Source organism: Nonomuraea sp. NPDC001636 (assembly GCF_040298265.1).
Classification (GTDB): Bacteria; Actinomycetota; Actinomycetes; order Streptosporangiales; family Streptosporangiaceae; genus Nonomuraea.
The window spans coordinates 79940-104114 of the sequence record NZ_JBEOZT010000026.1 but is presented as its reverse complement, the minus strand read 5'-3'; the positions used below and the strand labels follow the sequence as shown (position 1 = coordinate 104114).

The following is a 24175-nucleotide window of genomic DNA, read 5'->3' as shown; positions in this document are numbered from 1 at the left end:
GGATAACGGTACTATCCAATGGGGTGTTCCGGTGACGGTGATCGTTCTCTTGGTGGCCACGCTGGGCTTCCGGCTGCTGGGCGTGCTCGGCGTGCGGCGGTTCGGCACGTGGCAGGTGTCGGTGGCGCACGGGCTGGCCGTCATGGTGGTCATGACGGGAAGCGCGCACTTCGTCCCTGAAGGGGTGACCTTCATGCCGAACCACGGCGACCTGGTGCGCATGGTGCCGCCCTTCGTGCCGTTCCCCGCGGCGGTGGTCTACCTGACCGGCGTGCTGGAGCTGGCCGGGGCGGTCGGGCTGATGCTGCCCGCCACCCGCCGGGCGGCCGGGATCTGCCTGGCCCTGCTGTTCGTCGGCCTGCTCCCGGCGAACGTCTACGCGGCGGTCTCCGACGTGCCCTTCGCGGGCGGGGAGGCCACGCCGCTGTGGGAGCGCGTCCCGGAGCAGGTGCTGTACATCGCCGCGGCGCTCTTCGCCGCCGGGCGGCGGGCCGTGCCCGGCCGGGAGGGAGTGCGGCCCGTGCCCGCCGCCCGCTGACCCGGCCTCTCCTCCGCGGATGGACCGGTCAGGGCTTCCAGGCCGGGTCGCGGCCGATCAGGCCGAGCAGCCGGTCGAACGGCGGGGCGTCGTCCGGCACCGCCACCGGCGGCCCGAACGCCCCCCTCTGCCGGCCCATCTCCACCGACTGCTCCGTGAACCCCAGCGCGCGGGCGACGGCCTCGGCATCCGGCTCGTACGCCTGGTCGGTGGCCCTGGCCAGATCCCAGCCGTGCACGACCATGTCCACCAGCCACAGGTGGGCCACCATGGTCATCGGCAGGCCGCCCAGCGCGGCGCACGTGCCCTCCCACGCCTGCGGCCGCGACCAGGCGGCCAGCATGCGCTCGGCCCGCTCGGGGAAGTCGCCCGCGTACGGGCCCTGCTCGGTGCGCTCCCCGCCGTGCGCCAGCGACGCGAACATCTCCGCCACCCACTCCAGGTGGTTGACCAGCGCCTTGACGTCGAACTCCGCGCACGGCGTCGGGGAGCCGAACTGCTCGGGCCGCACGGCGGCCACCAGACCGGCGGTCCGGTGGGTGGCCCGGGTCATCAGCGGCATCATGTCTTCCATGGCAGACATGATGTCCCGCCTGCCTCGGGCACGGCTTGTAGAAACGCGACAGCGCGGCTGGGTCAACCCCTACGCGGGGCTGGCCGCCTTCGACTTCGCGCGCTGGGCGCCGTCGCCGGAGCTGGCGGCGTACGTCGCCCACTTCTGGGTCGTCACCTGGACCGACCTCGCCGAGCCGTACGAGCAGCGCATCCTGTCGCACCCGACCGTGAACCTGACGATCGCCCAGGACTTCCACCGGATCGCGGGGGTGATCGACGGCGGGTTCTCGTACACGATGCGGGGGACCGGCCGCGCGCTCGGCACCCGCTTCCGCCCCGGCGGTTTCCGGACGTTCCTCGGCGGCCCGGTGTCCGAGCTCACCGGCCGGTTCGTGGAGATCGGCGAGATGTTCCCGGCCACCGGCCCGGCGCTGGTCGAAGGCGTGCTGGCCGAGCCGGACCCGGGGGCCGCCATCGCGCTGGTGGAGGCGTTCCTGCTGGCGCTCGGGCCGGCGCCGGACCCGCCGGCCGAGGAGGCCGCGGCCCTGGTAGGGCTGGCCGAGGACGACGTGACCGTGACCAGGGTCGACGAGCTGGCCGCGCGGGCGGGCCGGTCGGTGCGCTCGCTGCAACGGCTGTTCCGGGACTATGTCGGCATCGGCCCCAAATGGGTGATCCGCCGGTTCCGGCTGCACGAGGCCGCCGAACGCGTGCGGCAGGGCCTCGACCTGGCCACGCTCGCCGCCGAGCTGGGCTACACCGACCAGGCCCACCTGACCCGCGACTTCACGGCCGCCGTGGGCATGCCGCCCGCCGCCTACGCCCGGCTCAACCCGCACGCCTGACGCGTCACCATTCGCGGGTGGCGATCAGCTCCTCGACGTCGGCCTCCGGGAAGCCGTAGGTGGTGGCCACGAACCAGAACTCCTCGGCGATCGCCTCGCGCGCGACGGTCTCGATCTCGCTGCCGGCCTCGTGGAACTCCTCGTCGAGCGCGTTGAACTCCTCCGTGGCGGCATGCGTCAGCGCGTAGAGGGAGGCCAGGTCGCCGGGCCGCTCGGTCTCGACGCGCTCGCACAGCCGCAGCAGCACGGCCCTGCCCTTGTCGACGACGTGGTCGGGGTAGTAGCCGTCGTCGTAGAGGGCCTTGAGGAAGGCGTGGCCGATCACCTGCGGATGCGTGGGGGACAACCCGATCTCCATTTCGTGCGGACGCGGTCGGACGCGGTCGGACGGCTCGATCATGCCCGCCGCCACCGACAGAATCCGCCGGACGCGCCCAGGTCAGCGCATCAGCTCGTACGCCGCGTACGCCGTGATCCCGTACGCGAGGTGCGGGACGACGTCGGACACCCACGCGCCCGCCGGCCACTCGCTCGGATGGGTGACGTCGAGCAACGTCAGCGGCACGTTCGAGCCGGACATGGCCAGAGCGGTGAGCGCCAGCACCCCGACCGGCCACGACCTGCGCCGCCCCGACAGGAACCCGTAGGCGATGGCCGAGGCGACGCCGGTCGCGTACCCCATGAGCGAGCCCAGCGCCTCCGTGCGGTTGGCGGCCCGGTCGCCGTCGCCGAGGTCGGTGTGCGTCAGGCCGGACAACTTCGCCACGGCCTGCCGCGGCGTGCTGCTGGCGGCCCGCGCCCGGACGAGCATGTCCAGGTAGGAGACGGTGTTGAGCGCCGTGGTGCCCGCGGCTCCTGCGATCAGTCCCTTGACGAGTGTGTGCATGCCCTGGCCGCTACCCCGACCGGCCCGCCCGTCACCCGCACGCCGGACCTGGGGACCGGCGCGCGGCCGGCGGGCCGTACCGTGGCAGGGTGAGCGCCGATGGAATGTCCGCCGCGCTGTCGCCGTACGTGACGACGCTGGCCGCCTACGACCTCGGGCCCGGTTCGGGCGGGGTTCATCGCGGGCTGCCGTCGTCCACGCTGTCGGTCACGATCCCCGAGGACGGCCCGGTCGACATCGCCTGGCTCGGGCGGCCGGGGCCGGCGCGGCGGCTGCGGGCCGCCGTGGCCGGGCTGCACCTCGACGCGGCCGAGCTGCGGCAGCGGGCGGGCACGCGCGGGGTGTGGCTGACGCTCACCCCGCCGGGCGCCGCCGCCCTGCTCGGGGTGCCCGCCTCGGCGCTGGCCGGGGAGGTGGCCGACCTCGCCGACGTCGTCCCGGCGCTGGCCGACCTGCCGGAGCGGCTGGCGGGCTGCCGGTCCTGGGCCCAGCGCCGCGCCCTGGTCGAACACCGCCTGCTCGCGGGGCTGGCCCGCCACGGCGACCGCGCCGCCCGCCGCACCTCGCGGGCCACGCTCGCGGCCCTGTCCGGGACCGCTCGGGTCGAGGAGGCCGCCCGGCTGCTCGGGTGCTCGCGGCGGCACCTGAGCGGGGCGGTGCGCGGCGAGTTCGGGGTGACGCCGAAGGAGTACCAGCGGCTCGTCCGCTTCGAGGCCGCCCGGCGCCGGCTGGTGGCCGCCGCGCGCTCCGGACGGACGGCGCTCGCGGAGGTGGCCGCCGCCTCGGGCTTCGCCGACCAGGCACACCTGACCAGGGAGTGGCGCGCCATGGCCGGCTGCACGCCCACGGAGTGGCTACGCGCCGAAGGCCCACCCGCCCCGCCGCCTCCCGCCCCACGCTGACACCCCGGGCCTGCGACACCCGCCGTGGTCCGTGCCCATTTGTTCAAGACCCCGGCCGCCGCGCGCCGCCACGATGGCCGCATGGACCTGCACTTCGTTCCTCGCCTGATCGTGCCCGACCCCGACCGGGCGTCCGCCTTCTACCGGGACACCCTGGATGCCGAGGAGGTGTTCCGCGCCGCGCCGGGCGACGACGGGCGGCCCACCGTCATCGAGCACCGCCTCGGCAGCGCCGCCTTCCGGGTCTCGCCCGCCGTCGCCGACTGGGGCTGGCTCTCGCCGGACGACCTGGGCGGCTCCCCGGTGCTCCTGGAGATCGTCGTCGCCGACCCGGACGCCGTCGGCGAGCGCATGACCGCCCACGGCGCGCGGATGGTCGTGCCGATCGAGAACCGGCCCTACGGCCTGCGCTCCGGCCGCCTCCGCGACCCGTACGGCCACCTGTGGATCCTCACCGGCGACCTGCGCTGAGACGCCGGGCGGCGCGGTGGCCCTTTATTCCCGCTGGTCCGGCCTGTCATGCTGCTCGGCATGGACGACATGGCTCAGGCGCACGTCCGCATCCGGCCCTACCGCGAAGAGGACCGTCCGGGGGTGCTGGCGCTGGCTCCCCGGCTGGCGGAGGGGGTCGCGGCCTGGCGGGACCCCGGCGCGGCCGTACGGGCGGCGGAGCGGTGGCTCGCCGGGTCCGTCGCCGCGGCGGGGGAACGACGGGGAGCGGTCTTCGTCGCCGTGCGCGGCTCCCGGGTGGTCGGCGTCGTCTCGGTGGACCGGCAGCGGCACTTCACCGGCGACGAGGACGCCTACGTTGGCGAGCTGGCCGTCGCCCCGGACGCCGTCCGCGCGGGCCTGGGCCGCCGGCTCATGGCGGCGGCCGAGGACTGGGCCCGTGACCAGGGGCTGCGCCACCTCATCCTGGAGACGGGCGCCGCCAACACCACCGCCCGCCGGTTCTACGCCGCTCTCGGCTACAGGGAGGAGAGCGTGCGGCTGGCCCGGTCGCTGGACCGCGCCGTCCAGACCCGGCTGAGCTGAAGCACGCTGCCGGCGAACAGCAGCACGCCCAGCGGCACGTGCAGGGTCGTCACGTGCGCGATGCCCAGCGCGACCTGGGCGCTGACCAGCACCAGGAACCCGGCCGCGTGCATGATCGGCTTCGGCGACCCGCCGCCCGGCCGCCACGCCAGGATCGCGGCCACCAGGTGCAGCACCGCCACGACGAACACCGTGTACGCGGCGGCGCTGTGCAGCGGCTGCCCGTTGGGCACCGACAGCAGCAGCCCGGCGGTGACCGGCGCGGCGAACAGGGCCAGGGTCTGCAGGATGATCGCGACACGTAGCAACATGGGGTACTCCTCGACCGCCGGATGACGGCGGTCCGCTTCTGGGGCTTGCCTTCGACAAGTCCGACGACGTGACCGCCGGAAATGTGAGGTGGCGCGGTGACCTCACATCTGGGAGCGCCGCCTCGTCGGACACACTAGGGCAAAAGCGACTAAGGGAGTCGTCCACATCATGACCACCGCACCCGACCCCGGCCTGGACGCGATCATGAGCGAGCGCCGGCAGCTCATCAACCTCGCCTACCGCCTCCTCGGCTCGCTGGCCGACGCCGAGGACGTCGTCCAGGAGACCTACACCCGCTGGTACGCCATGTCACCCGGGCAGCAGGAGGCCATCGAGTCGCCGGGCGCCTGGCTGACCAGGGTCGCCGGCCGCATCTGCCTGGACGTGCTCGGCTCGGCCCGCGCCCGCCGCGAGCGCTACGTGGGCGAATGGATCCCCGAGCCGCTGCCCGACCGCACGGAATGGGCCGGCGACGACCCGGCCGACCGGGTCACCCTGGACGAGTCGGTCAACATGGCCTTCCTCGTCGTGCTGGAGTCGATGACGCCGGCCGAGCGGGTCGCGTTCGTCCTGCACGACGTCTTCCGCTACCCCTTCGCCGAGGTGGCGGCGATCGTCGGCCGCACTCCGGCCGCCTGCCGCAAGCTGGCCTCCTCCGCCCGGCACCGCATCGACGCCGCGCGGACCTCGGTGACGCCGGCCGCCCGGCAGGCCGGCATCGTCCGCGCGTTCAAGCAGGCGTGGGAGGCCAAGGACATCGACGCACTCATCGCCCTGCTCGACCCCGGCGTGGTCGGCGTCGCCGACGGCGGCGGCGTGGTCAGCGCCGTGCTGCGGCCGATCGAGGGCGCCGCACGGGTGGCCCGCTACGCCGTCGAGATCGCCACCCTGGCGCCGGCCATGACGCTGCTGGAACGCACCGTCAACGGCCGCCCCGGCCTGGTGGCCCAGCGCGACGGCGTCACCGTGATGGTCATGGCGTTCGACGTGACGGAGGGCCGGATCAAGCGGCTGTGGGCGGTGCGCAACCCCGACAAGCTGCACCCCTGGACGGCGGCCTGACCCTCACATTTCCGGACGCTGCGTCGTCGGACCTTCGAGACAGGATTCGCAGAAGAAGGGAAGCCGATGTCCACGACGACCGAGCAGGAGAACCCCCAGTCGCGTCTGCCCGATCCCTCCCAGTTCTTCCCCGAGCTGGGGGAGATCGCGGTGGCCATGACCAAGGCCACCCGCAACGGCGCGATCCCGGGGAGCACCGTCGGCCTGGTGCAGCTGCGCGCCGGGCAGATCGTCGGCAGCACCTACCACACGGTCCGGCAGGCCGACCTGCTGCGCCGGGCGGGGGAGCCGGACGAGCGCCTGACCGCCGTGGCGTCGTGGCGGGACGCCCCCTACTTCTCCGCCGCCGAACGGGTGGCGCTGGAGCTGGTGGAGGCCGTCCTCACCGCGAACCCGGCCGGGGAACGCGTCCCCGACGAGCTGTACGCCAGGGCGGCCGAACACTACGACGACAAGGCCCTGTGGACGCTCGTCCTGGCCATCAGCCAGATCTGCTTCTTCATCCCCGTCGCCGTCATAGCCAAGCCGATCCCCGGCAGGCCCCCCGGCAAGAACTACACCGGCTGACGCCGGGCGGCTACGCGACCGGGGCGGCGGTCCCGGCGAGCAGGCGGCCGACCTCTTCCCGGTCGGCCTTCCTGCCGTAGCCGGCGAACTGGAACGTCTCCTCCTTCAGGAACTCCGCCCAGTGTTCGAGCACGAACGCCCGTCCGGCGGCCACGTCACCGGGCGGGGGAGCCTGGTCCAGGAAGCCCCGCTGCCACGGCGCGAACTCCAGGAACTGGGAGGCGTGGGCCAGGCACGCGTCGAGCTTGGCCGTCAGCACCGAGGACACGTCCACCACCACGTCGGGCCGGTGGACGGGGGCGGAGGCGTAGTCGGTCATGAGCAGGCACACCGGCATGCGCCGCAGGGCCGGCTTGCCCACCTCCAGATTGCGCGTCATCGCGAACTCCACCGCGTGCGCGGCCAGTTGCCCGGCGGCCCGGTTGTCGGGGTGGCCGCCGCCGTCGGCGTGCAGGGCGATCACCAGGTCGGGCCGCCAGGCGCGGATCTGCGCCAGCACCCGCAACCGCAGCTCGACGGTGGGTTCCAGCATGCCGTCGTGCACGTCGAAGATCTCGTAGTCCACCACGCCCAGCGCGTCGGCCGCGCGCCACGCCTCCTCGGCGCGGCGGCGCGCCAGCGGGCCGCGCTCCAGCTCGTGGTGCCCGGCGTCGCCGTTGGTGAGCGTCAGGAACTTCACCGCGTGGCCGGCCCGTGCCAGCAGCGCGGCCGTGCCGCCCGCGTAGATCTCGGGCTCGTCGGGATGAGCGGCGATCACGAGGGTTCTCAACATGTGCGTCCTTAGGGGTTGGATTCACCGGTACGACCGGCCGTACCGGCTTGGAAGACCCGCTCGCGGGTCAGGTCCAGGGCGTAGCTGAGAGCGCCGCCGAGCACGGCGTTGCCGTTCACGGCGCTGAGGGCGACGGTCACCGGCACCAGCGGCGTCGAGGCCAGACGGTCGGCGACCCGCGCCCTGAGCGGCTCGCCTCCCGCGACGCACAGCGGGCCGGCCAGCACGACCAGGCCCGGGTCCAGCACCCCGATCGCGGCCGTCACGCCGAGCGCCACCCGCGCGGCGGCGTCGTCGAGGAAGCCCTGGGGGGCCTCGGCCAGCGTGCGGCTCACGGCGGTGAGCGTGGGGTCGCCGGGCAGGCCGTGCGCCTGCGCCAGCGCGGCCAGCGGCTCGGCGCCGAGCAGCGCGCCGAGCGGCCCGCCGTCCTGCCCGTAGCGGCGGCCGGTGGTGACCGGGTCGGGCACGATGACCGAGCCGACCTCGCCGCCGCGCCCGGTGACGCCCCGCCACAGCGCGCCGTCGAGCACGACTCCCGCGCCGACCCCGCCGCCCACCCAGAACAGCACGAAACTGCTGTCGTCGTGCTCCTGGAGCTCGCGGATGGCGACCAGGTTGACGTCGTTCTCCAGGCGCACGTTCCCCGGCAGGTCGTCCAGGCCGGACCAGCCCGACAACTGGACGGCCTGCCGCAGCCGCCGGCCGTCGGCCTCCACCACTCCCGGCACGCCCACCACGACCTGGTCGAGCCGGTCCAGGTCGAAGCCGGCCGCGGCGACCGTCTCGGCCAGCAGCCGCCGGGCGTCGCCGGTCGCCTCGGCGCGATGGGTGCCGAGCACCCGGCCGGTCAGGTCGGCGACCGACACCTCGATCGAGCTCGTGGTGAGATCGACCCCCGCGACGCGCGCGGCCGAGCCGTCGAGCTGCCACATCTGCGCGGCCGGCCCGGCGTTGCCCGGCTTGAGTCCGGCCTTCCTGGCCAGCCCGCTGTTCTCCAGCCTGCGCAGCACCTCGGCCGCCGACGCCTTGGACAGGCCCGTGTGCAGTTCCAGCTCGGCGCGGGTGAGGCCGCCGTGCTCAAGGAGCAGGGTGAGCGCGGCGCGCTCGTTGAGCGTGCGGAAGACGGTGGGGTTTCCTGAAGACATTCCTACTTCAGCGCTCCTGAGGTCAGCCCGGACTGGATATGTCGCTGGAAGACGATATAGATCAGCACGACGGGAAGCACCGTCATGCTGAGCGCGGCGAACAGTCCGGGCCAGTCGGCCTCGTACCCGGCGATGGTGGAGATGTCGGCCACGCCCTGGGTGATGACCCACAGGCTCTTGTCGCCGGGCAGCAGGACCAGCGGGATGAGGTACTGGTTCCACTGGCCGAGCACGTTGAAGATGGTCAGGCTGACCAGCGCCGGGCGGGCCATGGGCAGCATGACCTGGAAGAACGTGCGGGTGTGCGAGGCCCCGTCGATCATCGCCGCCTCGGCCACCGCGTCCGGCAGCGCCCTGAAGAAGGACGTCAGGAAGAACACCGTGAACGGCAGCGAATAGGCGATGTAGACCAGGACCAGGCCGACGTGGCTGTTGAGCAGCCCGAGCCCGTCCACCACGAAGAACAGCGGCACGAGCGCCAGGAAGACCGGGAAGGCCATGCCGGAGACGAACAGGAAGTAGACCAGCCGGTTGCCCGGGAAGCGGTAGCGGGCCAGCACGTACGCGGCCATCGAGCTGAGCAGCATCGTCCCGGCCACGCCGAAGAAGACGACGATGACCGTGTTGAGCAGGTAGCGACCGATGTTGGCCCGCTCCCAGGCCCGTGCCCAGTTGTCCCAGCGCAGCTCGCCGGGCAGTTGCAGGGCGTCGCCGAAGATCTCGGCGTTGCTCTTGAACGAGGCCAGCAGGGTCCACAGCAGCGGGGCGATGATGAGCAGCGCCCAGAGGCCAAGAACAGCGTGGATGCTGATTTTTCGGAACATTTCAGTAGACGACCTTCTGGCGGCGGGTCACGCGCAACGTCAGCGCGGCGAAGGTGAGGGTCAGGAAGAACAGCGCCACGCCCATGGCCGAGGCGTAGCCGAACCGGGAGTAGGAGAAGGCGTTCTTGTAGATCTCCGTGGCCAGCACGGTGGTCGCGCCGTCCGGCCCGCCCTGCTCCACCGACAGGACGTTGACCAGCGCGAACCCGTCGAACGCGGCGATCCCCAGATAGACCCAGGCCACCTGGACGGTGTCCCACACCAGGGGCAGCGTGATGGAGAAGAACGTGCGCAGCCGCCCGGCGCCGTCGAGGGCGGCCGCCTCGAACACGTCCTTCGGAATGGCCGCCATCCCGGCCGAGAACAGCACGACGTAGAAGCCGACCGCCTGCCACACCATCACCGCGATGATCGACCACAGCGCCAGGTTCTGGTCCGTCAGCCAGCCGACCGGCTCGACGCCCAGCTTCGCCAGCGCGCCGTTCAGCACGCCGCTCGCGTCCGGCCGGTAGACGGCCTTGAACAGCACCCCGACCACCGCGACCGCCAGCACCTGCGGCAGGAAGAAGATCACCCGGTAGAACCGGGCCCCCGGCGTGCCCGCCGAGTCGCCGAGCAGGTAGGCGAAGACCAGCGCGAGCGCGATGGTCGCCACCGGCAGCGTGACCAGCAGGATCGCGTGGTTGCGGACCGCCTGCCAGAACGTGTCGTTGCCGAGCATCCGCCGGAAGTTGTCCAGGCCGACGAAGTTCAGGTTCGCCGACACCCCGCGCCAGTCGGTCAGCGCGATCTGGAACGCCTGGACGTACGGGCTGATCACGAACACCGCGTAGAGGACCACGGGCAGGGCGAGGAAGCCCGCGACGAAGCCGTGCCGCCTCATCGCTCAGACGCTCCTGGTCTGCTTGGCGATCGCCGAGTCCGCCTTGAGCTCGTCGGCCTTCTTCTGCATGTTCGCGCAGAACTGCTCGGGGGTGATGCGTCCGGACATCACCGAGTTGGTCTGGACCTGCCCGTGGTCGAACAGCTCCTTGTACCAGCCCTCGAAGCGGGCGTCGGTGATGATGTTCGTGCCGGCCGCCTCCTGGGCCTTGGCCGCGCTGCGCACGGCCGAGGTCAGGTCGAGGCCGTCCACCACGCCGTTGACGACGGTGAGGTTCTTGGTCAGCTCGGTGTAGCCGCGCGCGCCCTCCCGCGACAACATCAGGCGCAGGTACTCCAGGCCGCCCTGCGGGTTCTTGCCCTTGGCCGCCACGAAGAACGCCTCGCTCACCCCGATCATGATGGCCTCGTACGGCATCGCGTCGGCGGCGGTGATGCTGGGCACCGGGGCGATCGCGTACTCGAACGAGGCCGGCCGGTCCTTGGCCATCTCGTTCTCCAGCCAGGAGCCGCAGGGGTAGAACAGCACCTTGTCCTGCAGGTGCTTGACCTGCGTCTGGGTGTGGTCGAGCCCGAAGTACGCCTTGTCGCCGAAGTCGCGCTGCACCTGCGCCCACGCCGCGACGGCCTGCCGTACGGGCTCGGCCTGCCAGGCGCCGTCGGCGAGGTTGTCGATGTCGACGATCACCTTGTTGCCGCCGATCTTGGCGGCGCTGTAGACCAGATTCCAGAGCTGGTAGAACGGGCCGACCTGGCCCGGGTAGGCGAACAGCGCGATGCCCGCCTTCTTGGCCTCCTCGCCGAGGGCGTTGAACTCCGCCCACGTCTTCGGCGCCTGCCAGCCGCGCTGGTCGAACAGCTTGGCGTTGTACCACAGGGCGCGGTGGGCGACCGTGTACTGCAGCACCCGCGGCACGCCGTCGATCAGCGAGTTCTCGTAGACGCCGCCGACCAGGGTGTCGCGCACCTTCTTGGCCGGGTCTGCCAGGGAGGGGGCCTCGAACAGCGGCGTCAGGTCGGCGAGGTGCCCCTCGGCGACGAGCGACTGCAGGTCGAGGGCGTCGGGGCCGGAGTTGTTGACCACGTCGGGCGCGTCGCCGCTGATGAAGCGGGGGCGCAGCTGCGTGCCGACCTTCTGGGTGGGCACGTGCTTGATCTTGGCGGTCTTGTACGCCTTGCTGTAGAGGGCCTCGTGCAGGTCGGTCGCGTAGCCGTCGCCGTTGCCGCCGCTGAAGATCACGACTTCCAGCTGCCTGGCGGCGTCCACGCCGAGGGGGTTGGCGGCAGAGGTGGGCGCGGCCGAGGTGGAGGCGACCGGAGCGGCGGAGCGGCCCGTGGCGCACGCGGCGAGCAGCCCTGCGCCGGGGCCCGCCGTCAGGGCGGTGAGTCCGATACGTCGAAGAACCTCACGTCGGCTGGGGTTGGTGGACATGGGGGGCCTCCTTGACCGCCAACCGTCCGGATACCTTCCAGACGGTTGGCGGCTGACTCTAGACTTACCGCTCCACGTGCGTCAATACCTCTCTAGAACTGCGCTCGGATCCTCAGGACCCTGCCCGGACCTTCTGGAACTGTGCTCGAAGGTGAGCCTTGGCCTCCTCGGGGGCCCCGATGCGGTCCAGGCCGTTCAGCGCCGCCCCGACGATCGGCGGCTGGTCCGGGATCACCTGCTTGGCCAGCGGAGCCCGTACGGCGAACCGCTCCTCCAGCATCGCGACCAGCAGCGGGATGCGCGCGTGCAGCACGCCGCCGCCCAGCACGACCTCCGTCGGCGTCTCCAGCAGGTCCAGGCGGCGCAGGCACACCTCGGCCATCACCACGATCTCGTCGGCCAGCCGGGTGACCAGCTCCAACGCGATCGCGTCAGCCGACGCTGCGGCCTCGAACACCTTGGGGGCGAGCGCGGTCAGGTGATGCCGCTCGATCTGCCCGAAATGCACCCCGAGCACCACCTCCTCGACCGTCCGCGTGCCGAAGTGCTCCTTGATCAGGCCGGCGAGCGCGGTCGGCGCGCCCCGGCCGTCCTCGGCGCGGATGGCGTGCCACAACGCCTCCTCGGCCAGGCCGCCGCCCCCGCCCCAGTCGCCGCTGATCCGGCCGAGCGCGGGGAAGCGGGCCACCCCGCCCGTGGGCGAGACGCCGACCGCGTTGATGCCCGCGCCGCACACCACCGCGACGCCGCTGGGCCCGGACGCCCCCGAACGCAGCAGCGCGAAACTGTCGTTGCCCACGACGACGTCGGCCGCCATCCCGCGGGCGCGGAACTCGGCCGCCAGCGCCTCCTCCTCCACCGGCAGGTCGGCCCCGGCCAGGTAGGCGTAGAGCTGGTCGGCGTACGGGGGAGCGGCCGCCGGTCCGAGCGCCCGCCGCACGGCCTCCTCCACGACGTCCACGGCCGCCGGCACGCCGACGGTCTGAGGCTCGAACGGCCCGCCGTCGCCCTGGGCCAGGATCGTGCCGTCGCCCGAGAGCACGACGACGTGCGTCTTGCTGTTGCCCGCGTCCACGGCGATGATCACCATGGCAGGTACCGCTCGTTCGCCGCCAGCAGCAGGCCGGTCAGCTCGTCCGCGACGGCCTCCTGGCCGATCAGCGGATGGGCCAGCAAGGCGTTGCGCACCCGGTCCGCGCCGCCGTGCAGCGCCGCGTCGAGCGCCAGTTCCTCGTACGCGGAGACGTTCGCGATCAGGCCCGCGTACAGCGGCTCCACCGGATCGACCGGCAGCGGCGCGGCCCCGGACGCCGAGACCCTGGCCGGGACCTCGATGACCGCCTCGTCGCGCAGGAACGGCAGCGTCCCGTCGTTGCGGGTGTTGACCACCTGGACGTCGCCCCGGTCGCCGAGCAGCGAGGCGATCAGCGCGACGGCGGCCTCGGAGTAGTAGGCACCGCCCCGCTTGTCCAGCAGGTCCGGCTTGGTGTCCACGGCCGGGTCCGCGTACAGCTCCAGCAGCTGCCGCTCCATCGCCGCGACCTCGGCCGCGCGCGACGGCTTGGCCCGCTGCTCGCTCACCACCAGGTCATGGGCGTAGAAGTAGCGCAGGTAGTAGGACGGGACCACCTGGAGCCGGCGCAGCAGCCCGACCGGCAGGCCGATGTCGTCGGCCAGCTCCTGCCCGTGCTCGGCGAGCAGCCGCGGCAGCACGTCCACGCCGTCGACCACGACCGACCGCTCCCACGTCAGGTGGTTGAGCCCGACGTGCCCGAGCGCGACCCGCTCCGGCGGCACGCCGAGGTGCCGGGCGAAGCGGCGCTGGAACCCGATGGCCACGTTGCACAGGCCGATCGCGCGGTGCCCGGCGTCCAGCAGCGCCCTGGCGACGATGCCGACCGGGTTGGTGAAGTCGACGATCCAGGCGTCGGGGGCATGGGCGCGGACCTGCTCGGCCAGGTCGAGCACGACCGGGACCGTGCGCAGGGCCTTGGCGAGCCCGCCCGCGCCCGTCGTCTCCTGGCCGACGCAGCCGCACTCCAGCGGCAGCGTCTCGTCCACGTTCCGCGCGGCCTGGCCGCCCACCCTGAGCTGGAAGAGCACGGCGTCCGCGCCCGCCACGCCCGCGGCCACGTCGGCGGTGGCGATCACCTTCGCCGGGTGCCCGGCCCTGCGCAACATCCTGCGGGACACGCCCGCCACCAGGTCGAGCCGCGTGGCGTCCGGGTCGATCAGCGCGATCTCGGTGAGCGGCAGCTCGTCGCGCAGCCTGGCGAAGCCGTCGATGAGCTCGGGGGTGTACGTCGAACCGCCCCCGATCACGGCGAGTCTCATGTGCAACTCCTCAATTAGGAAACTTTCCTAACCGCCGAACCTACCCGACCTCCTCCGATTCGACTCCTCCCACCCCGTTCCAGGAAATTTCCGCTCACCGTGTAGAGAGCCCGGCATCGGCTCCGACTCCCTGGTGAAGGCGCCGGACGGGCGCCACGGACCACAGGAGACGAATCAGGATGAGCAAGGTCACGTGCGACATGGGGATGTCCGTCGACGGCTACGTGGCGGGGCCGAACCAGAGCCTGGAGCAGCCGTTCGGCGACGGCGTGGGCGACCGGCTGCACGAGTGGATGTTCGCGGAGCCCGAGAAGCACGCCGAGGTCATCGAGGCCATCACGGCGGCCGGGGCGTTCATCATGGGCCGCAACATGTTCGACCCCGGCCGCGGCGCCTTCGACCCGAACTGGACCGGCTGGTGGGGGGAGGAGCCGCCGTACCACGCGCCGGTGTTCGTCCTCACCCACCACCCGCGCGAGCCGCTGCCCATGAAGGGCGGCACGACGTTCCACTTCGTCACGGACGGCATCGAGGCCGCCTTCGCCATGGCGCAGGAGGCGGCGGGGGACCGCGACATCGCCATCGCCGGCGGCGCCGCCACCGTCAACCAGTACCTGGCCGCCGGGCTCATCGACGAGCTGCGCCTGCACGTCGCGCCGGTGATCCTCGGCCGCGGCGAACGCCTCCTGGCCGACGCCGGCGACATCACCCTCACCCCCGCGGCCCCGCCCACGGGCACCGCCCTGGTCACGCACCTGACGTACCGGGTGGTCCGCTAGGCGCGGTCCAATCCAGGTCGGCCCATACGACACGGTGGCCGTGCGGTCCGGCAATGTGCGTGCCGCTCCTGACCGACAGCGCGGCCACCAGGCCGAGGCCGCGACCTGATTCCTGTAAAGATCCCGGGTCCAGAGCGGCGAAGCGCGGCTCTCGCTCAGCCGTCCCGGGATCGACCACTTCGAGCCGTACGAATGCGTCCCCGATCCCGAGCAGCACCGTGACCCAGTCACGTCCGGGGCCCGGTGGCACATGCCTGACCGCGTTGGTGACCAGTTCCGAGACGATCGTCAGCGCATCGTCCAGAACCAGCGGGTCCACGTCGTCCAGCCAGCGCCGAATCACCCGCCTGCTTTCTCCGGAAGCGCGGTCACCGCGCTCCAGCGTTATGCCTTTCCATCTGGAGACGGTCTGGAGAAGTGACATGAATTCCCTTCGAAGCGAATCCGAGCGTTTCTTGCGACAACAGTGCCGTCGCCTGAATCCAGCATGAAGGGTCGCGGGCGCCCGCAGTTCTCATGCCTCGCGAAACCCGTCCGACAAGGCGCGACGCCTTTCCTGTATTGATTGTCGGAAGGGCGTCGCAGTTGCCTTCCGGAAGACAATCCCCCTGCCCCTGACCTGCGGAGGTGCAATGGCCCTAGATGGCGGCGACCAGTTGTCGCCCAGAGCGCGTTTCGCCCGTGATCTCGCGGAACGACGTAAAGCGGCTCGAATGACACAGTTTGCGCTTGCGCTACGCATGCACTGCCACGAATCACTCGTCAGTCATGTCGAGAAAGGCAGACGGGTCCCCACCCTGGAATTCGCGCTTGAGGCGGACAAGGCGCTCGACACCGACGGTCATTTCGCCGCCCTCCACGAGCGGATCTCTCAGTCACCCGCTCTGGGCTGGTTCGCACGGTGGGTGGAGGAGATCGAACCGCAAGCCGTCATCCTGCAATCCTGGGATCCGCTGTTGATCCCCGGCATCTTGCAGACCGCCGGTTATGCCCGTGCCATCTTCTCCACCGCCACCCCGCCGGATCGGGTCGAAGAGCGGGTCCAAGCCCGCATACAGCGCATGAGAATCTTCGACGGCAACAGCCCTCCGGCCTTTCTCGCCCTCATCGACGAAGGGGTGCTGCACCGCCCGATCGGAGGGCCGGAAATCCTCGCGGAACAGCTCCGCTACCTGCTGGAGCTCACCTGCCATCCCCACATCACCATTCAACTGGTGCCCGTCGCCGCCGGTTGTGTGGCCGGAACAATGAGCGCGTTCGCACTGGCACGGCTGCGGGACGGTTCCGAGGTGGTCTCCGCCGACTCGGTCCTCTCCGGTCAGGTCACCGGAGATCACGAAGCGGTCATGAGCCTCAAGCGGCGGTATGACACCATCAGAGCGGACGCACAGCCGAAGAACGTCTCACCACGGGCGATTGAGGATGCGATCAAAAAATGGACCCAGTAGACCTCGGCGCAGCGGAATGGCGTAAATCCAGCGCCAGCGGCGACAACGGTCAGTGTGTCGAGGTCGCGACCAACCTCCCGGGGATCGTCGCCGTCCGTGACAGCAAGAACCCGCAGGGCCCGGCGCTGATCTTCACTCCTGAGGAGTGGAAGGCGTTCCTGCACGGCGCCAACCAGGGCGAGTTCGACATCTGAGAGCAGGCGTTGTGTGCGCCGAGGGCTCCCCACATGGGCGCAGCCTGAGCCCCGCGTCGCGCGAAGCGCGCTCATCGGCGGAAGCCTCTGCAGGGACCATACGAGAACCGGATCCGACCCATCGGGTGAAAGGGGGTGTTCAGTCCGAAGAACGGAGTCGAGAGTTTGACGCAGGACACCGAGGTGGACGACGCGGAGGTGATCAGACGTGCCCGCAGCGACCCCGGCGCCTTCTCGGCGTTGTACGACCGGCACGCCCCCGCGCTCCACAGATACGTCACCCGCCGCCTGGGCGATTCGCTGGCCGACGACATCGTGGCCGAGACGTTCCTGGACGCCTTCCGCCGTCTCGCCCGCTACGACACCGCCCACCGCGACGCCCGCCCCTGGCTGTACGGCATCGCCGCCAACCTGATCGGCAAACACCGCCGTACCGAGATCAGGGCCTACCGCGCCCTGGCCAGGACGGGCCATGACGCGGTGGCCGAGAGCTACGCCGACCGGGTGGCGGCCCGCGTGTCGGCCGGGGCGGCGCACCGCGAGCTGGCGGGGGCGCTCGCGACGCTGTCGCCGCAGGACCGCGAGGTGCTGCTGATGATCGCCTGGGCGGACCTCAGTTACGAGGAGGTCGCCCGCGCGCTCGGCGTCCCGATCGGGACCGTGCGGTCGCGCCTGCACCGCGCCAGGAGGAAGACCCGGGCGGCCCTGGGCGGCATCGACCCGTCAGCCCTCCACGACGCCACACCTCCGGCCATCCACGACGCCGCGCGCTCAGCCACCCACGACGCCGCCCCGCCGGCCGCCCGCGACGCCGCGCGCTCAGCCATCCACGACACCGACGAGGAGGATCCCGGCCGTGGACGATGACCTCACGCTCCTGCGCGAGCTGCGCGCGGACGCCCCCGAACCCGACGCCGGCCGCCTGCGTGCCGTGCGCGCCCGAGCCCTCGCCCCGGCCCAGGCTGAGGCCCCGGCCCCGGCCCGGAAGCGGCGCCGGTTCTGGGCGGCGCCGTCGCTGCTGGCCGCCGCGACGGCCGCCGCCGCCGTCGTCGTGGCGGTGAACGGTTCCCACACCCCGGCCCCGGCCCCGCCGGGCTCCGTGACCACCATGCCGGTACGGGCCGAGACGGTGCTGCGTCAAGCCGCCCTGGTGGCCGAGGGACGCCGCCGGCAGCACGAGCCGCGGCCCGACCAGTGGTTGTACCGGAAGGACCTGGTCAAGCAGCCCTCCGAGGAGCGAGGCACGGTCCAGGAGTACTGGACCCGGTACGACGGCACCCGCCAGGCCCTCAGCCAGAACGGCGGCCCCCTGGAATTCCAGGACATCACCCCCGAGCCGGACGACGACGACCTGACACCCCGGCAGTACGCGGCCAAGTTCGCCCGCCTGCCCACCGACCCCGCCGCGCTGCTGGACCACGTCAGGGGCGACCGGCACTGGTCGACCCTGCCGAAGGGCGCGGACGCCGAGCAGCCGGACGCGCGGGCGTTCCGCGTGTTGTCGGTCTACCTCGACGCGGGCGTCCCCATGCCGCCGCGGGTCGAGGCCGCCATCTTCCGCGCGCTCGCCGAGCTGCCCGGAGTGCGGGTGGACCTCGGCGTACGGGACGCGGCGGGCCGGGCGGGGATCGGCGTCGCCTACGAGCCCGCCGCTTCCGTCCCCGGAGGGCCGATGCGGGACGCGCAGGGCCGGATCGTCTCGCGGTCGTACCTGGTGCTGGACGCCGAGACCTACCGTTTCCTCGGCAGGCGCGTGGACAACCTCCAGGACGAGGTCCTCGGCGGCGAGGTGACGGCCCGCAAGGGCACCTTCTACGCGAGCGCCGACCTGGCGGCGGGCGTGGTGGACGAACCAGGCCGGCTCCCCTGACCGCAGGCCGCTACGGACGTGCGCCCAGGCGGTCGACCCAGCCCGTCTGCTCGTACGTGGTCCGGATCAGCGGCTCGGACCGCCCCGGCGAGCGGAGCTCGTAGGCCAGCAACCGCGCCGTCGCGACGTCCACGACCAGGCGCGACTCGCCCGCCCCCTCACCGCTGCCCGGCGGGGTCAGCGTCAGGGCGACGCCGGTGCGGCCCAGCGGGTCGGTGACCTCGCCCAGCGACCTGATCGCGGGCTGCCCGGCGAGCAGCCGATACAGGGACGACCGGGTTCCCGGGCTGATGGGACCGGCGAGCAGGTCCTGCGCCGTCGTCCACACATAGGAGGTGAACGTCGGCCTGCCGGGCCACCAGTCGCCGGACCTCTCCTCGTCGAACAGCCGCCGCAGCAGGCCCGCCAGCCGCTCCTCGTCGGCCGGGAGCGCGAGCAGCTGGCGGAGCGTGTAGCGGTGGCTGCCGATCAGGAAGTGGAGCTGCATGGCGTAGTCGTTGCTCGACGGCTTTCCCCCGCTCAGGTCGGGGGAGCCGAGCCGCCGCCATCGAGCCTCGTCCTCGGGGGAGGCGAAGGTGACCTTCGGGTCCTGGCCGGTCACGGTCCGGCTGGGCGCACCCGGGCGGGCCGCGTACCAGGTGTCCTGGGTGTGCGTCACCCTGGCCGCGAACGGCGGGTTCTTCGCCTGCGGTTGGCGTACCGGCTCGGTGGTGCGCGCGCGAACGTGCCAGTACCGGCCGGCGGCGGCGGGCCCGTGCCTGGCGGACTCGGCCGCGGCCAGCAGCACGGACCGCGCGTCCAGCGCCTGGCGCGCTCCTTCCGAGGACGCCGGCGTACCGGCCGGACCGGCGCTCGGCGGCGCGCCCGCAGTGCCGACCCCAGGGCCTACCCCGGGGCCGATTCCGGTGCCGCCGAGGATCACGACGGCGGCCGCCGAGGCGAGCAGCGCGCCCGCCGCGGCCCGCGTCGCGGTGCGGAGCCGCCTGGCCCGGCGCCCTCGTCGCACCAGCGCGGGCACCGGCGGGGGCGTGGGCGCGGGCCCCTCGCGCCGGGCGAGATCACGCAGTGCCCGCGCCAGGAGTTCCTGGTCGTCCTTCATCGTGCTGCCTCCTGATCTTCGCGCAGAGCCGTGCGCAGGCGCGCCATCGCTCTGGAGTGCTGGCTCTTGACGGCGCCGACCGAGCAGCCGAGGACGGCCGCGACCGTCTTCTCCGTCAGGTCCTCGTAATGCCGCAGCACCACCACCGCCCGTTGCCTGGGCGACAGGGAGAGCAGGGCGCGACGCAGGTCCTCGTGCGGCTCGTGGAGCTGCTGGCGGAAATCGGTGTGCTCGGGCGGACTGGCGGTCGGCACCTCCCGCCGTCGCCGCCGCCACCGGCTGACGTTGCCGTTGGCGAGCATGCGCCGCAGGTAGGCGTGCGGGTCGGCGGACCGCACCCGCCGCCAATGGACGTACAGCCGCACCAGGCAGTCCTGCAGCAGCTCCTCGCCCCGGTGCCGGTCACCGGAGAGCAGCACGGCGACGGCCATGTGCCTGTCCCAGGCCGCCGCCACGAAGGCGGCGTAGGAGGCGTCGTCGGATGGATCACTCACATGGCCTCAACGCGGAAGCAGGCCGCGAAGGTTGACACCGGACCGCGAAAAGGGCGCGCCCCCCGGAAAGGGAGGGCGCGCCCGTCAGGGTCGGCGCAGGGGTTTACCAGTCGCCGCCGCCGAAGTCACCGCCGCCGAAGTCGCCGCCGCCGCCACCGAAGTCGCCCCAGCCGCCGCCTCCGCCGCCGAAGTCGCCGCCGCCACCGAAGTCACCGCCGCCGAGGTCGCCGCCGCCGCCGTCCTGGTAGCCCTCGGCGTAGCCGGCGCCGTAGCCGCCGCCGCCCCAGCCGCCGTGGAACATGCTGCCCATCATCGTGCCGATGAACATGCCGGTCATGATGTCGCCGAAGCCGCCGTAGTAGCCGTAGGCGTACGGCTGGTAGGCCGGGCCCGCGTCGTAGTAGGGGCGACGGTGACCGTCGACCATGACCTCGCGCATCTGCGGGTCGAAGCCGCGCTCGACGGCCTCGGCGTCCATCGCGCAGGCCGGCACGTCGCGCACCGCGCCGCCGGCCGGGGCCCAGCGCACGTCACGGACCGACGGGCCGTGCTGCGGGTTGAAGAAGCAGGGGGCGCGCCGCTCGGGGATCGGCTGGTTGTTGACCTTGGCCTTCACCACGGCCAGCGCGTAACGGCCGTCCTCAAGGGTCTGGGTGACCTCGCGGACCTGGTCGGGCCGCTGGACCGCGTTGAGCTGGACCTTGGCCTTCTCGTAGGAGTCGAGCGCCTGCTGCCACTCGGTGATGTGCCCGCCGCCCTGGCCGGCGAGGGTGACGTCGGTGTCGAGCTCGGTGATCTCCTCACCCAGCTTGGTGACGTCCTCCTCCACGGTCTGCTTGACCGCGGCGAGGTCCTTGGCCTCCTGGATGGCGCGCTTCTTCTTCTTGTTCTTGGAGTAGAGGAAGTAGCCGCCACCGCCGACCACCAGCAGGCCGAGCAGGGCCACCAGCGCGAACTGGCCGCCGGCGCCGGGGTTGGCCTGGCTGCTGGGGCTGAGGGCGCCGCTGCGGTCGTTCTTGCCGGCCGCGTCGACCCGGTTCGCGAAGTCCTTCACGCCCGCGACGATGTCGCCCGAGTTGGCGTCCACCGAGAGCTTGACCAGCTGGCCGGCGAGGTTGTTCCGCAGGGCGTTGGACCCGGCGAACATCGTCTCGCCGTCGAACACCACCACCGTCACGCGGGGACGGCCGGCCTCGACCAGCGCCTTGCCCAGCGACGACAGGTACGGCCCCACGGTGGAGTTGTCAAAGGTGCCGTCGGGCAGCGCGACAGCGTAGATCTTGCTGTCGGCGTCCTTCAGCGCGTCGTTGATGTCACTCTGCTGGCTGGAGCTCAAGGGGGAGCCCGACACCACGTAGAGCGGGGCCTTCTTCCAGTTTTGCACCACAGTCTGTGCGTCAGGTGGCGCCGCCGCCGCGTTGGCGGCAGGGGACAGCGTGAGAACGACGAACAGCCCGGCGATCAGAGCCGCGATCGCGGCCCCTGCTCGGCGCAGCGAATGGGTCATTGGCAGCAAGCCTCCTTCGCCCATGAGGACGAACGGGCGGTCGGCAAAGTTCCTCACTGGGCACGTTACCTGCCCGCGACGGCGCGCAGGCACAGGGGGAGCGGGCTCAGGCGTCCTTGATCTCGCAGATCGTGGCGCCCGACGTGACGGTCTGGCCGACGGCGGCCGACAGGCCCGTGACGGTGCCCGACTTGTGTGCCGTCAGCGGCTGCTCCATCTTCATGGCCTCCAGCACCACGACCGTGTCGCCCTCGCTCACCACGTCGCCGTCGTTCGCGACGACCTTGACGATCGTGCCCTGCATCGGGCTGACCAGCGCGGCGCCGCCGGCCGTCGCGTGCTTGCGCGCGCCGCCGGCGCGGCGCGGCGCCTTGGCCGCGGCGGGCGCGGGCCCGGCCATGCCCAGCCCGGCCGGGAGCACCACCTCAAGACGCTTGCCGCCGACCTCGACCGTCACCGTCTCGCGCACCGCCGGGGCGGCCGCAGCCGCGGCCACCTCGCCCGCGTACGGTTCGACGGGGTTGTCCCACTCGGTCTCGATCCACCGCGTGTGCACGGCGAACGGCTCGGACGTGAACGCCGGGTCGGTCACGACCGCCCGGTGGAAGGGCAGCACGGTCGGCATGCCGTCGATCTCGAACTCGGCCAGCGCCCGCCGGGCCCGGTCGAGGGCCTCGTGACGGGTGCGCCCGGTCACGATCAGCTTGGCCACCAGCGAGTCGAACGTCTGCGGCACCGTCATCCCGGCCTCGTAGCCCGAGTCGAGGCGGACGCCGGGCCCGGCCGGGGTGCGCATGGCGGTCAGCGTGCCGGGGGCGGGCAGGAAGTTGCGGCCGGCGTCCTCGGCGTTGATCCGGAACTCGATCGAGTGGCCGCGCAGGGCCGGGTCGTCGTAGCCCAGGAGCTCGCCGTCGGCGATCCGGAACATCTCGCGCACCAGGTCGACGCCCGCGACCTCCTCGCTCACCGGGTGCTCGACCTGCAGGCGGGTGTTGACCTCCAGGAAGGAGATCGTGCCGTCCTGGCCGACGAGGAACTCGCAGGTGCCGGCGCCGACGTAGCCGGCCTCCTTCAGGATGGCCTTGGAGCTGGTGTAGAGGATGTGGATCTGCTCCGGCGACAGGAACGGCGCGGGCGCCTCCTCCACCAGCTTCTGGTGGCGGCGCTGAAGCGAGCAGTCGCGGGTGCTGACCACGACCACGTTGCCCGCGCGGTCGGCCAGGCACTGGGTCTCGACGTGCCGGGGACGGTCGAGGTAACGCTCGACGAAGCACTCGCCCCTGCCGAAGGCGGCCACGGCCTCGCGCACGGCGGACTCGTACAGCTCGGCGACCTCCTCCAGCCTGCGCGCGACCTTGATGCCGCGGCCGCCGCCGCCGTACGCGGCCTTGATCGCGATCGGCAGCCCGTGCTGCTCGGCGAACGCCACGACCTCCTCGGCGCCGGAGACCGGGTCCTTGGTGCCGGCCACCAGCGGCGCGCCGACCTTCTGCGCGATGTGCCTGGCCTGCACCTTGTCGCCCAGCGCGGCGATGGCGGCCGGGGGCGGCCCGATCCAGGTGAGGCCGGCGTCGATGACGGCCTGCGCGAACGAGGCGTTCTCGGCCAGGAAGCCGTAGCCCGGATGGACGGCGTCGGCGCCGGCGCGCGCGGCGACGTCGAGCAGCTTGGCGATGTCGAGGTAGGTCTCGGCGGGCGACTGCCCGCCTAGCGCGTACGCCTCGTCGGCCACCCTGACGTGCAGGGCGTCGATGTCCTGGTCGGCGTAGACGGCCACGCTGCCGATCCCCGCGTCCGTGCACGCGCGGGCAACCCGTACGGCGATCTCGCCGCGATTGGCGATCAGAACCTTCCGCACCGACCTTCGTCCCTTCCTCGTGGTCCTCGTGAGTGCTCAGCGGCCGAGGTACGCGCCGCCGTTCAGATGCAGCACCTGCCCCGTCATGTGCCCGGCTCCCGCGGACGCCAGGAAGAGAACGGTATCGGCCACGTCGGAGGGGGTGCCAGGGCGGCCGTTACGCGTGTTCCGCACGCGGGCCCTGATGCTTTCCTCCGTGAGCCTGCCGCGGAAGAACTCGGTCTCCATCACCAGGCCGGGGGCCACGACGTTGGCGGTGATGCCCCGGGGGCCCAGCTCGGCGGCCAGGTCGGCGGTCCAGGACTCGACGGCGGCCTTGGCGGCGCCGTACGAGCCGGACCCGGTGCCGCGCGCGGCGATCGAGCCGATGGAGACGATCCGGCCGCCCTCGCCCATGCGCGGCGCGAGCGCGGTCGTGACCAGCACGGCGGACAGCAGGTTGGCGTTGAGGTTGGCCCACCACGCCTCGGCGACGTCCGCCAGGTCGCCGGACTGGTCGCGTTCCAGGTTCGTGTTGCCCCCGGCGTTGTTGACCAGGACGTCCACGTGGGCGGGCAGGCTGCCGAGCGCGCCCTGGACGGCGGCCGGGCTCGCGGCGTCGAACGGCACGTACGCCGCCCCCAGCCGCGCGGCGGCCTCCTTCAGCACGTGCTCGCGCCGGCCGGTGATCGTGACGCGGTCGCCGAGGGCGGCGAACGCCTCGGCGATCGCGTAGCCGATGCCGGTGCCGCCACCCGTCACCACGACCTCGCGCATGAGTGGATCACTCCTTAGATCCGAATAATCCTCTGGACGACCATAGCCGCTCGGCATAACGGGGGCGACGGGCGGTGGC

Annotated in this window: 29 protein-coding genes; 12 read left to right on the top strand and 17 right to left on the bottom strand. The window is 72.3% G+C overall.

The window, feature by feature from the left end; genetic code table 11:
- The first annotated feature begins 37 nt into the window (after positions 1-37).
- Positions 38-538 (top strand): DoxX family protein, encoded by a 501-nt coding sequence (locus ABT158_RS37850; RefSeq protein WP_352361975.1) that lies wholly within the window; start codon positions 38-40, stop codon positions 536-538.
- A gap of 28 nt (positions 539-566) precedes the next feature.
- Here ABT158_RS37850 and ABT158_RS37845 read toward each other — a convergent pair whose 3' ends face one another.
- A complete protein-coding gene (locus tag ABT158_RS37845; protein ID WP_352361973.1) occupies positions 567-1112 on the bottom strand; it encodes a TIGR03086 family metal-binding protein in 546 nt (181 codons plus the stop codon).
- On the opposite strand from ABT158_RS37845, the gene ABT158_RS37840 reads away from it, so the two are divergent.
- Positions 1111-1938, top strand: a complete 828-nt coding sequence (locus ABT158_RS37840) for a DUF6597 domain-containing transcriptional factor (protein ID WP_352361971.1) — start codon at positions 1111-1113, stop codon at positions 1936-1938. The genes ABT158_RS37845 and ABT158_RS37840 overlap by 2 nt on opposite strands.
- 4 nt (positions 1939-1942) lie before the next feature.
- Here ABT158_RS37840 and ABT158_RS37835 read toward each other — a convergent pair whose 3' ends face one another.
- Positions 1943-2284 carry a DUF5713 family protein gene (locus ABT158_RS37835; protein ID WP_352361969.1) on the bottom strand — a complete coding sequence of 114 codons (342 nt, stop codon included), beginning with the start codon at positions 2282-2284 and terminating at the stop codon, positions 1943-1945.
- Between the two features lie 93 nt (positions 2285-2377).
- Entirely contained in the window at positions 2378-2824 is a 447-nt protein-coding gene (locus tag ABT158_RS37830) for a hypothetical protein (RefSeq protein WP_352361967.1), read from the bottom strand.
- Positions 2825-2913: 89 nt separating this feature from the next.
- On the opposite strand from ABT158_RS37830, the gene ABT158_RS37825 reads away from it, so the two are divergent.
- The 3 genes from ABT158_RS37825 (at position 2914) to ABT158_RS37815 (ending at position 4761) form a co-directional block, all read left to right on the top strand.
- Complete coding sequence (locus tag ABT158_RS37825) at positions 2914-3726, top strand: helix-turn-helix domain-containing protein (protein WP_352361965.1); 813 nt, start codon at positions 2914-2916, stop codon at positions 3724-3726.
- Between the two features lie 81 nt (positions 3727-3807).
- The gene (locus tag ABT158_RS37820; protein ID WP_352361963.1) at positions 3808-4197 is read left to right on the top strand and encodes a VOC family protein; all 390 of its coding nucleotides are present in this window, start codon (positions 3808-3810) and stop codon (positions 4195-4197) included.
- A 60-nt stretch (positions 4198-4257) separates the two neighbouring features.
- Positions 4258-4761 carry a GNAT family N-acetyltransferase gene (locus ABT158_RS37815; RefSeq protein ID WP_352361961.1) on the top strand — a complete coding sequence of 168 codons (504 nt, stop codon included), beginning with the start codon at positions 4258-4260 and terminating at the stop codon, positions 4759-4761.
- On the opposite strand, the gene ABT158_RS37810 is transcribed toward ABT158_RS37815, so the two are convergent.
- Complete coding sequence (locus ABT158_RS37810; RefSeq protein ID WP_352361959.1) at positions 4695-5072, bottom strand: hypothetical protein; 378 nt, start codon at positions 5070-5072, stop codon at positions 4695-4697. The two genes, ABT158_RS37815 and ABT158_RS37810, sit on opposite strands and share 67 nt — an antisense overlap.
- A gap of 169 nt (positions 5073-5241) precedes the next feature.
- On the opposite strand from ABT158_RS37810, the gene sigJ reads away from it, so the two are divergent.
- Together sigJ and ABT158_RS37800 are read left to right on the top strand one after the other, a co-directional pair.
- Positions 5242-6135: an RNA polymerase sigma factor SigJ gene (sigJ, locus tag ABT158_RS37805; protein ID WP_352361957.1), complete on the top strand. Its 894-nt coding sequence runs from the start codon at positions 5242-5244 to the stop codon at positions 6133-6135.
- Positions 6136-6201: 66 nt separating this feature from the next.
- Positions 6202-6702 carry a carboxymuconolactone decarboxylase family protein gene (locus ABT158_RS37800; protein WP_352361955.1) on the top strand — a complete coding sequence of 167 codons (501 nt, stop codon included), beginning with the start codon at positions 6202-6204 and terminating at the stop codon, positions 6700-6702.
- A gap of 10 nt (positions 6703-6712) precedes the next feature.
- Here ABT158_RS37800 and ABT158_RS37795 read toward each other — a convergent pair whose 3' ends face one another.
- From ABT158_RS37795 to ABT158_RS37765, 7 genes are all read right to left on the bottom strand, one after another.
- Positions 6713-7474: a PIG-L deacetylase family protein gene (locus ABT158_RS37795; RefSeq protein WP_352361953.1), complete on the bottom strand. Its 762-nt coding sequence runs from the start codon at positions 7472-7474 to the stop codon at positions 6713-6715.
- Between the two features lie 8 nt (positions 7475-7482).
- The gene (locus ABT158_RS37790; RefSeq protein WP_352361951.1) at positions 7483-8619 is read right to left on the bottom strand and encodes an ROK family transcriptional regulator; all 1137 of its coding nucleotides are present in this window, start codon (positions 8617-8619) and stop codon (positions 7483-7485) included.
- 2 nt (positions 8620-8621) lie between these two features.
- Positions 8622-9443 carry a carbohydrate ABC transporter permease gene (locus tag ABT158_RS37785; RefSeq protein WP_352361949.1) on the bottom strand — a complete coding sequence of 274 codons (822 nt, stop codon included), beginning with the start codon at positions 9441-9443 and terminating at the stop codon, positions 8622-8624.
- A gap of 1 nt (position 9444) precedes the next feature.
- Positions 9445-10326, bottom strand: coding sequence for a carbohydrate ABC transporter permease (locus ABT158_RS37780; protein WP_352361947.1), 882 nt, complete (start codon positions 10324-10326; stop codon positions 9445-9447).
- 3 nt (positions 10327-10329) lie between these two features.
- Positions 10330-11757 carry an N-acetylglucosamine/diacetylchitobiose ABC transporter substrate-binding protein gene (ngcE, locus tag ABT158_RS37775; protein ID WP_352361945.1) on the bottom strand — a complete coding sequence of 476 codons (1428 nt, stop codon included), beginning with the start codon at positions 11755-11757 and terminating at the stop codon, positions 10330-10332.
- 112 nt (positions 11758-11869) lie between these two features.
- Complete coding sequence (locus ABT158_RS37770) at positions 11870-12847, bottom strand: N-acetylglucosamine kinase (RefSeq protein ID WP_352361943.1); 978 nt, start codon at positions 12845-12847, stop codon at positions 11870-11872.
- Complete coding sequence (locus ABT158_RS37765) at positions 12841-14091, bottom strand: 6-phospho-beta-glucosidase (protein WP_352361941.1); 1251 nt, start codon at positions 14089-14091, stop codon at positions 12841-12843. Before ABT158_RS37765 ends, ABT158_RS37770 begins: the two co-directional genes overlap by 7 nt.
- 179 nt (positions 14092-14270) lie before the next feature.
- Between ABT158_RS37765 and ABT158_RS37760 the strand changes: the two genes are divergently transcribed.
- Positions 14271-14870, top strand: coding sequence for a dihydrofolate reductase family protein (locus tag ABT158_RS37760; protein ID WP_352361939.1), 600 nt, complete (start codon positions 14271-14273; stop codon positions 14868-14870).
- Here the strand turns inward: ABT158_RS37760 and ABT158_RS37755 are convergent.
- Positions 14839-15294 carry an ATP-binding protein gene (locus ABT158_RS37755; protein WP_352361937.1) on the bottom strand — a complete coding sequence of 152 codons (456 nt, stop codon included), beginning with the start codon at positions 15292-15294 and terminating at the stop codon, positions 14839-14841. The two genes, ABT158_RS37760 and ABT158_RS37755, sit on opposite strands and share 32 nt — an antisense overlap.
- A 208-nt stretch (positions 15295-15502) precedes the next feature.
- On the opposite strand from ABT158_RS37755, the gene ABT158_RS37750 reads away from it, so the two are divergent.
- The 4 genes from ABT158_RS37750 to ABT158_RS37735 all read left to right on the top strand — a co-directional run bounded on the left by ABT158_RS37750 (position 15503) and on the right by ABT158_RS37735 (position 18382).
- Positions 15503-16318 carry a helix-turn-helix domain-containing protein gene (locus ABT158_RS37750; RefSeq protein WP_352361935.1) on the top strand — a complete coding sequence of 272 codons (816 nt, stop codon included), beginning with the start codon at positions 15503-15505 and terminating at the stop codon, positions 16316-16318.
- On the top strand, positions 16306-16512 hold the full coding sequence (locus tag ABT158_RS37745; protein WP_352361933.1) for a DUF397 domain-containing protein: 207 nt from the start codon (positions 16306-16308) through the stop codon (positions 16510-16512). The genes ABT158_RS37750 and ABT158_RS37745 overlap by 13 nt, the downstream gene beginning before the upstream one ends.
- A gap of 165 nt (positions 16513-16677) precedes the next feature.
- Complete coding sequence (locus ABT158_RS37740) at positions 16678-17379, top strand: RNA polymerase sigma factor (protein ID WP_352361931.1); 702 nt, start codon at positions 16678-16680, stop codon at positions 17377-17379.
- Complete coding sequence (locus tag ABT158_RS37735) at positions 17369-18382, top strand: CU044_5270 family protein (protein ID WP_352361929.1); 1014 nt, start codon at positions 17369-17371, stop codon at positions 18380-18382. The genes ABT158_RS37740 and ABT158_RS37735 overlap by 11 nt, the downstream gene beginning before the upstream one ends.
- A 10-nt stretch (positions 18383-18392) precedes the next feature.
- Here ABT158_RS37735 and ABT158_RS37730 read toward each other — a convergent pair whose 3' ends face one another.
- The 5 genes from ABT158_RS37730 to ABT158_RS37710 all read right to left on the bottom strand — a co-directional run bounded on the left by ABT158_RS37730 (position 18393) and on the right by ABT158_RS37710 (position 24096).
- Complete coding sequence (locus tag ABT158_RS37730) at positions 18393-19481, bottom strand: CU044_5270 family protein (RefSeq protein ID WP_352361927.1); 1089 nt, start codon at positions 19479-19481, stop codon at positions 18393-18395.
- On the bottom strand, positions 19478-19975 hold the full coding sequence (locus ABT158_RS37725; protein WP_352361925.1) for a SigE family RNA polymerase sigma factor: 498 nt from the start codon (positions 19973-19975) through the stop codon (positions 19478-19480). Before ABT158_RS37725 ends, ABT158_RS37730 begins: the two co-directional genes overlap by 4 nt.
- Before the next feature lie 103 nt (positions 19976-20078).
- Positions 20079-21488 carry a hypothetical protein gene (locus ABT158_RS37720; protein WP_502911602.1) on the bottom strand — a complete coding sequence of 470 codons (1410 nt, stop codon included), beginning with the start codon at positions 21486-21488 and terminating at the stop codon, positions 20079-20081.
- A 100-nt stretch (positions 21489-21588) separates the two neighbouring features.
- Entirely contained in the window at positions 21589-23340 is a 1752-nt protein-coding gene (locus tag ABT158_RS37715) for an acetyl/propionyl/methylcrotonyl-CoA carboxylase subunit alpha (protein ID WP_352361921.1), read from the bottom strand.
- A 36-nt stretch (positions 23341-23376) separates the two neighbouring features.
- Positions 23377-24096, bottom strand: coding sequence for an SDR family NAD(P)-dependent oxidoreductase (locus tag ABT158_RS37710; RefSeq protein ID WP_352361919.1), 720 nt, complete (start codon positions 24094-24096; stop codon positions 23377-23379).
- Between the last annotated feature and the right edge of the window lie 79 nt (positions 24097-24175).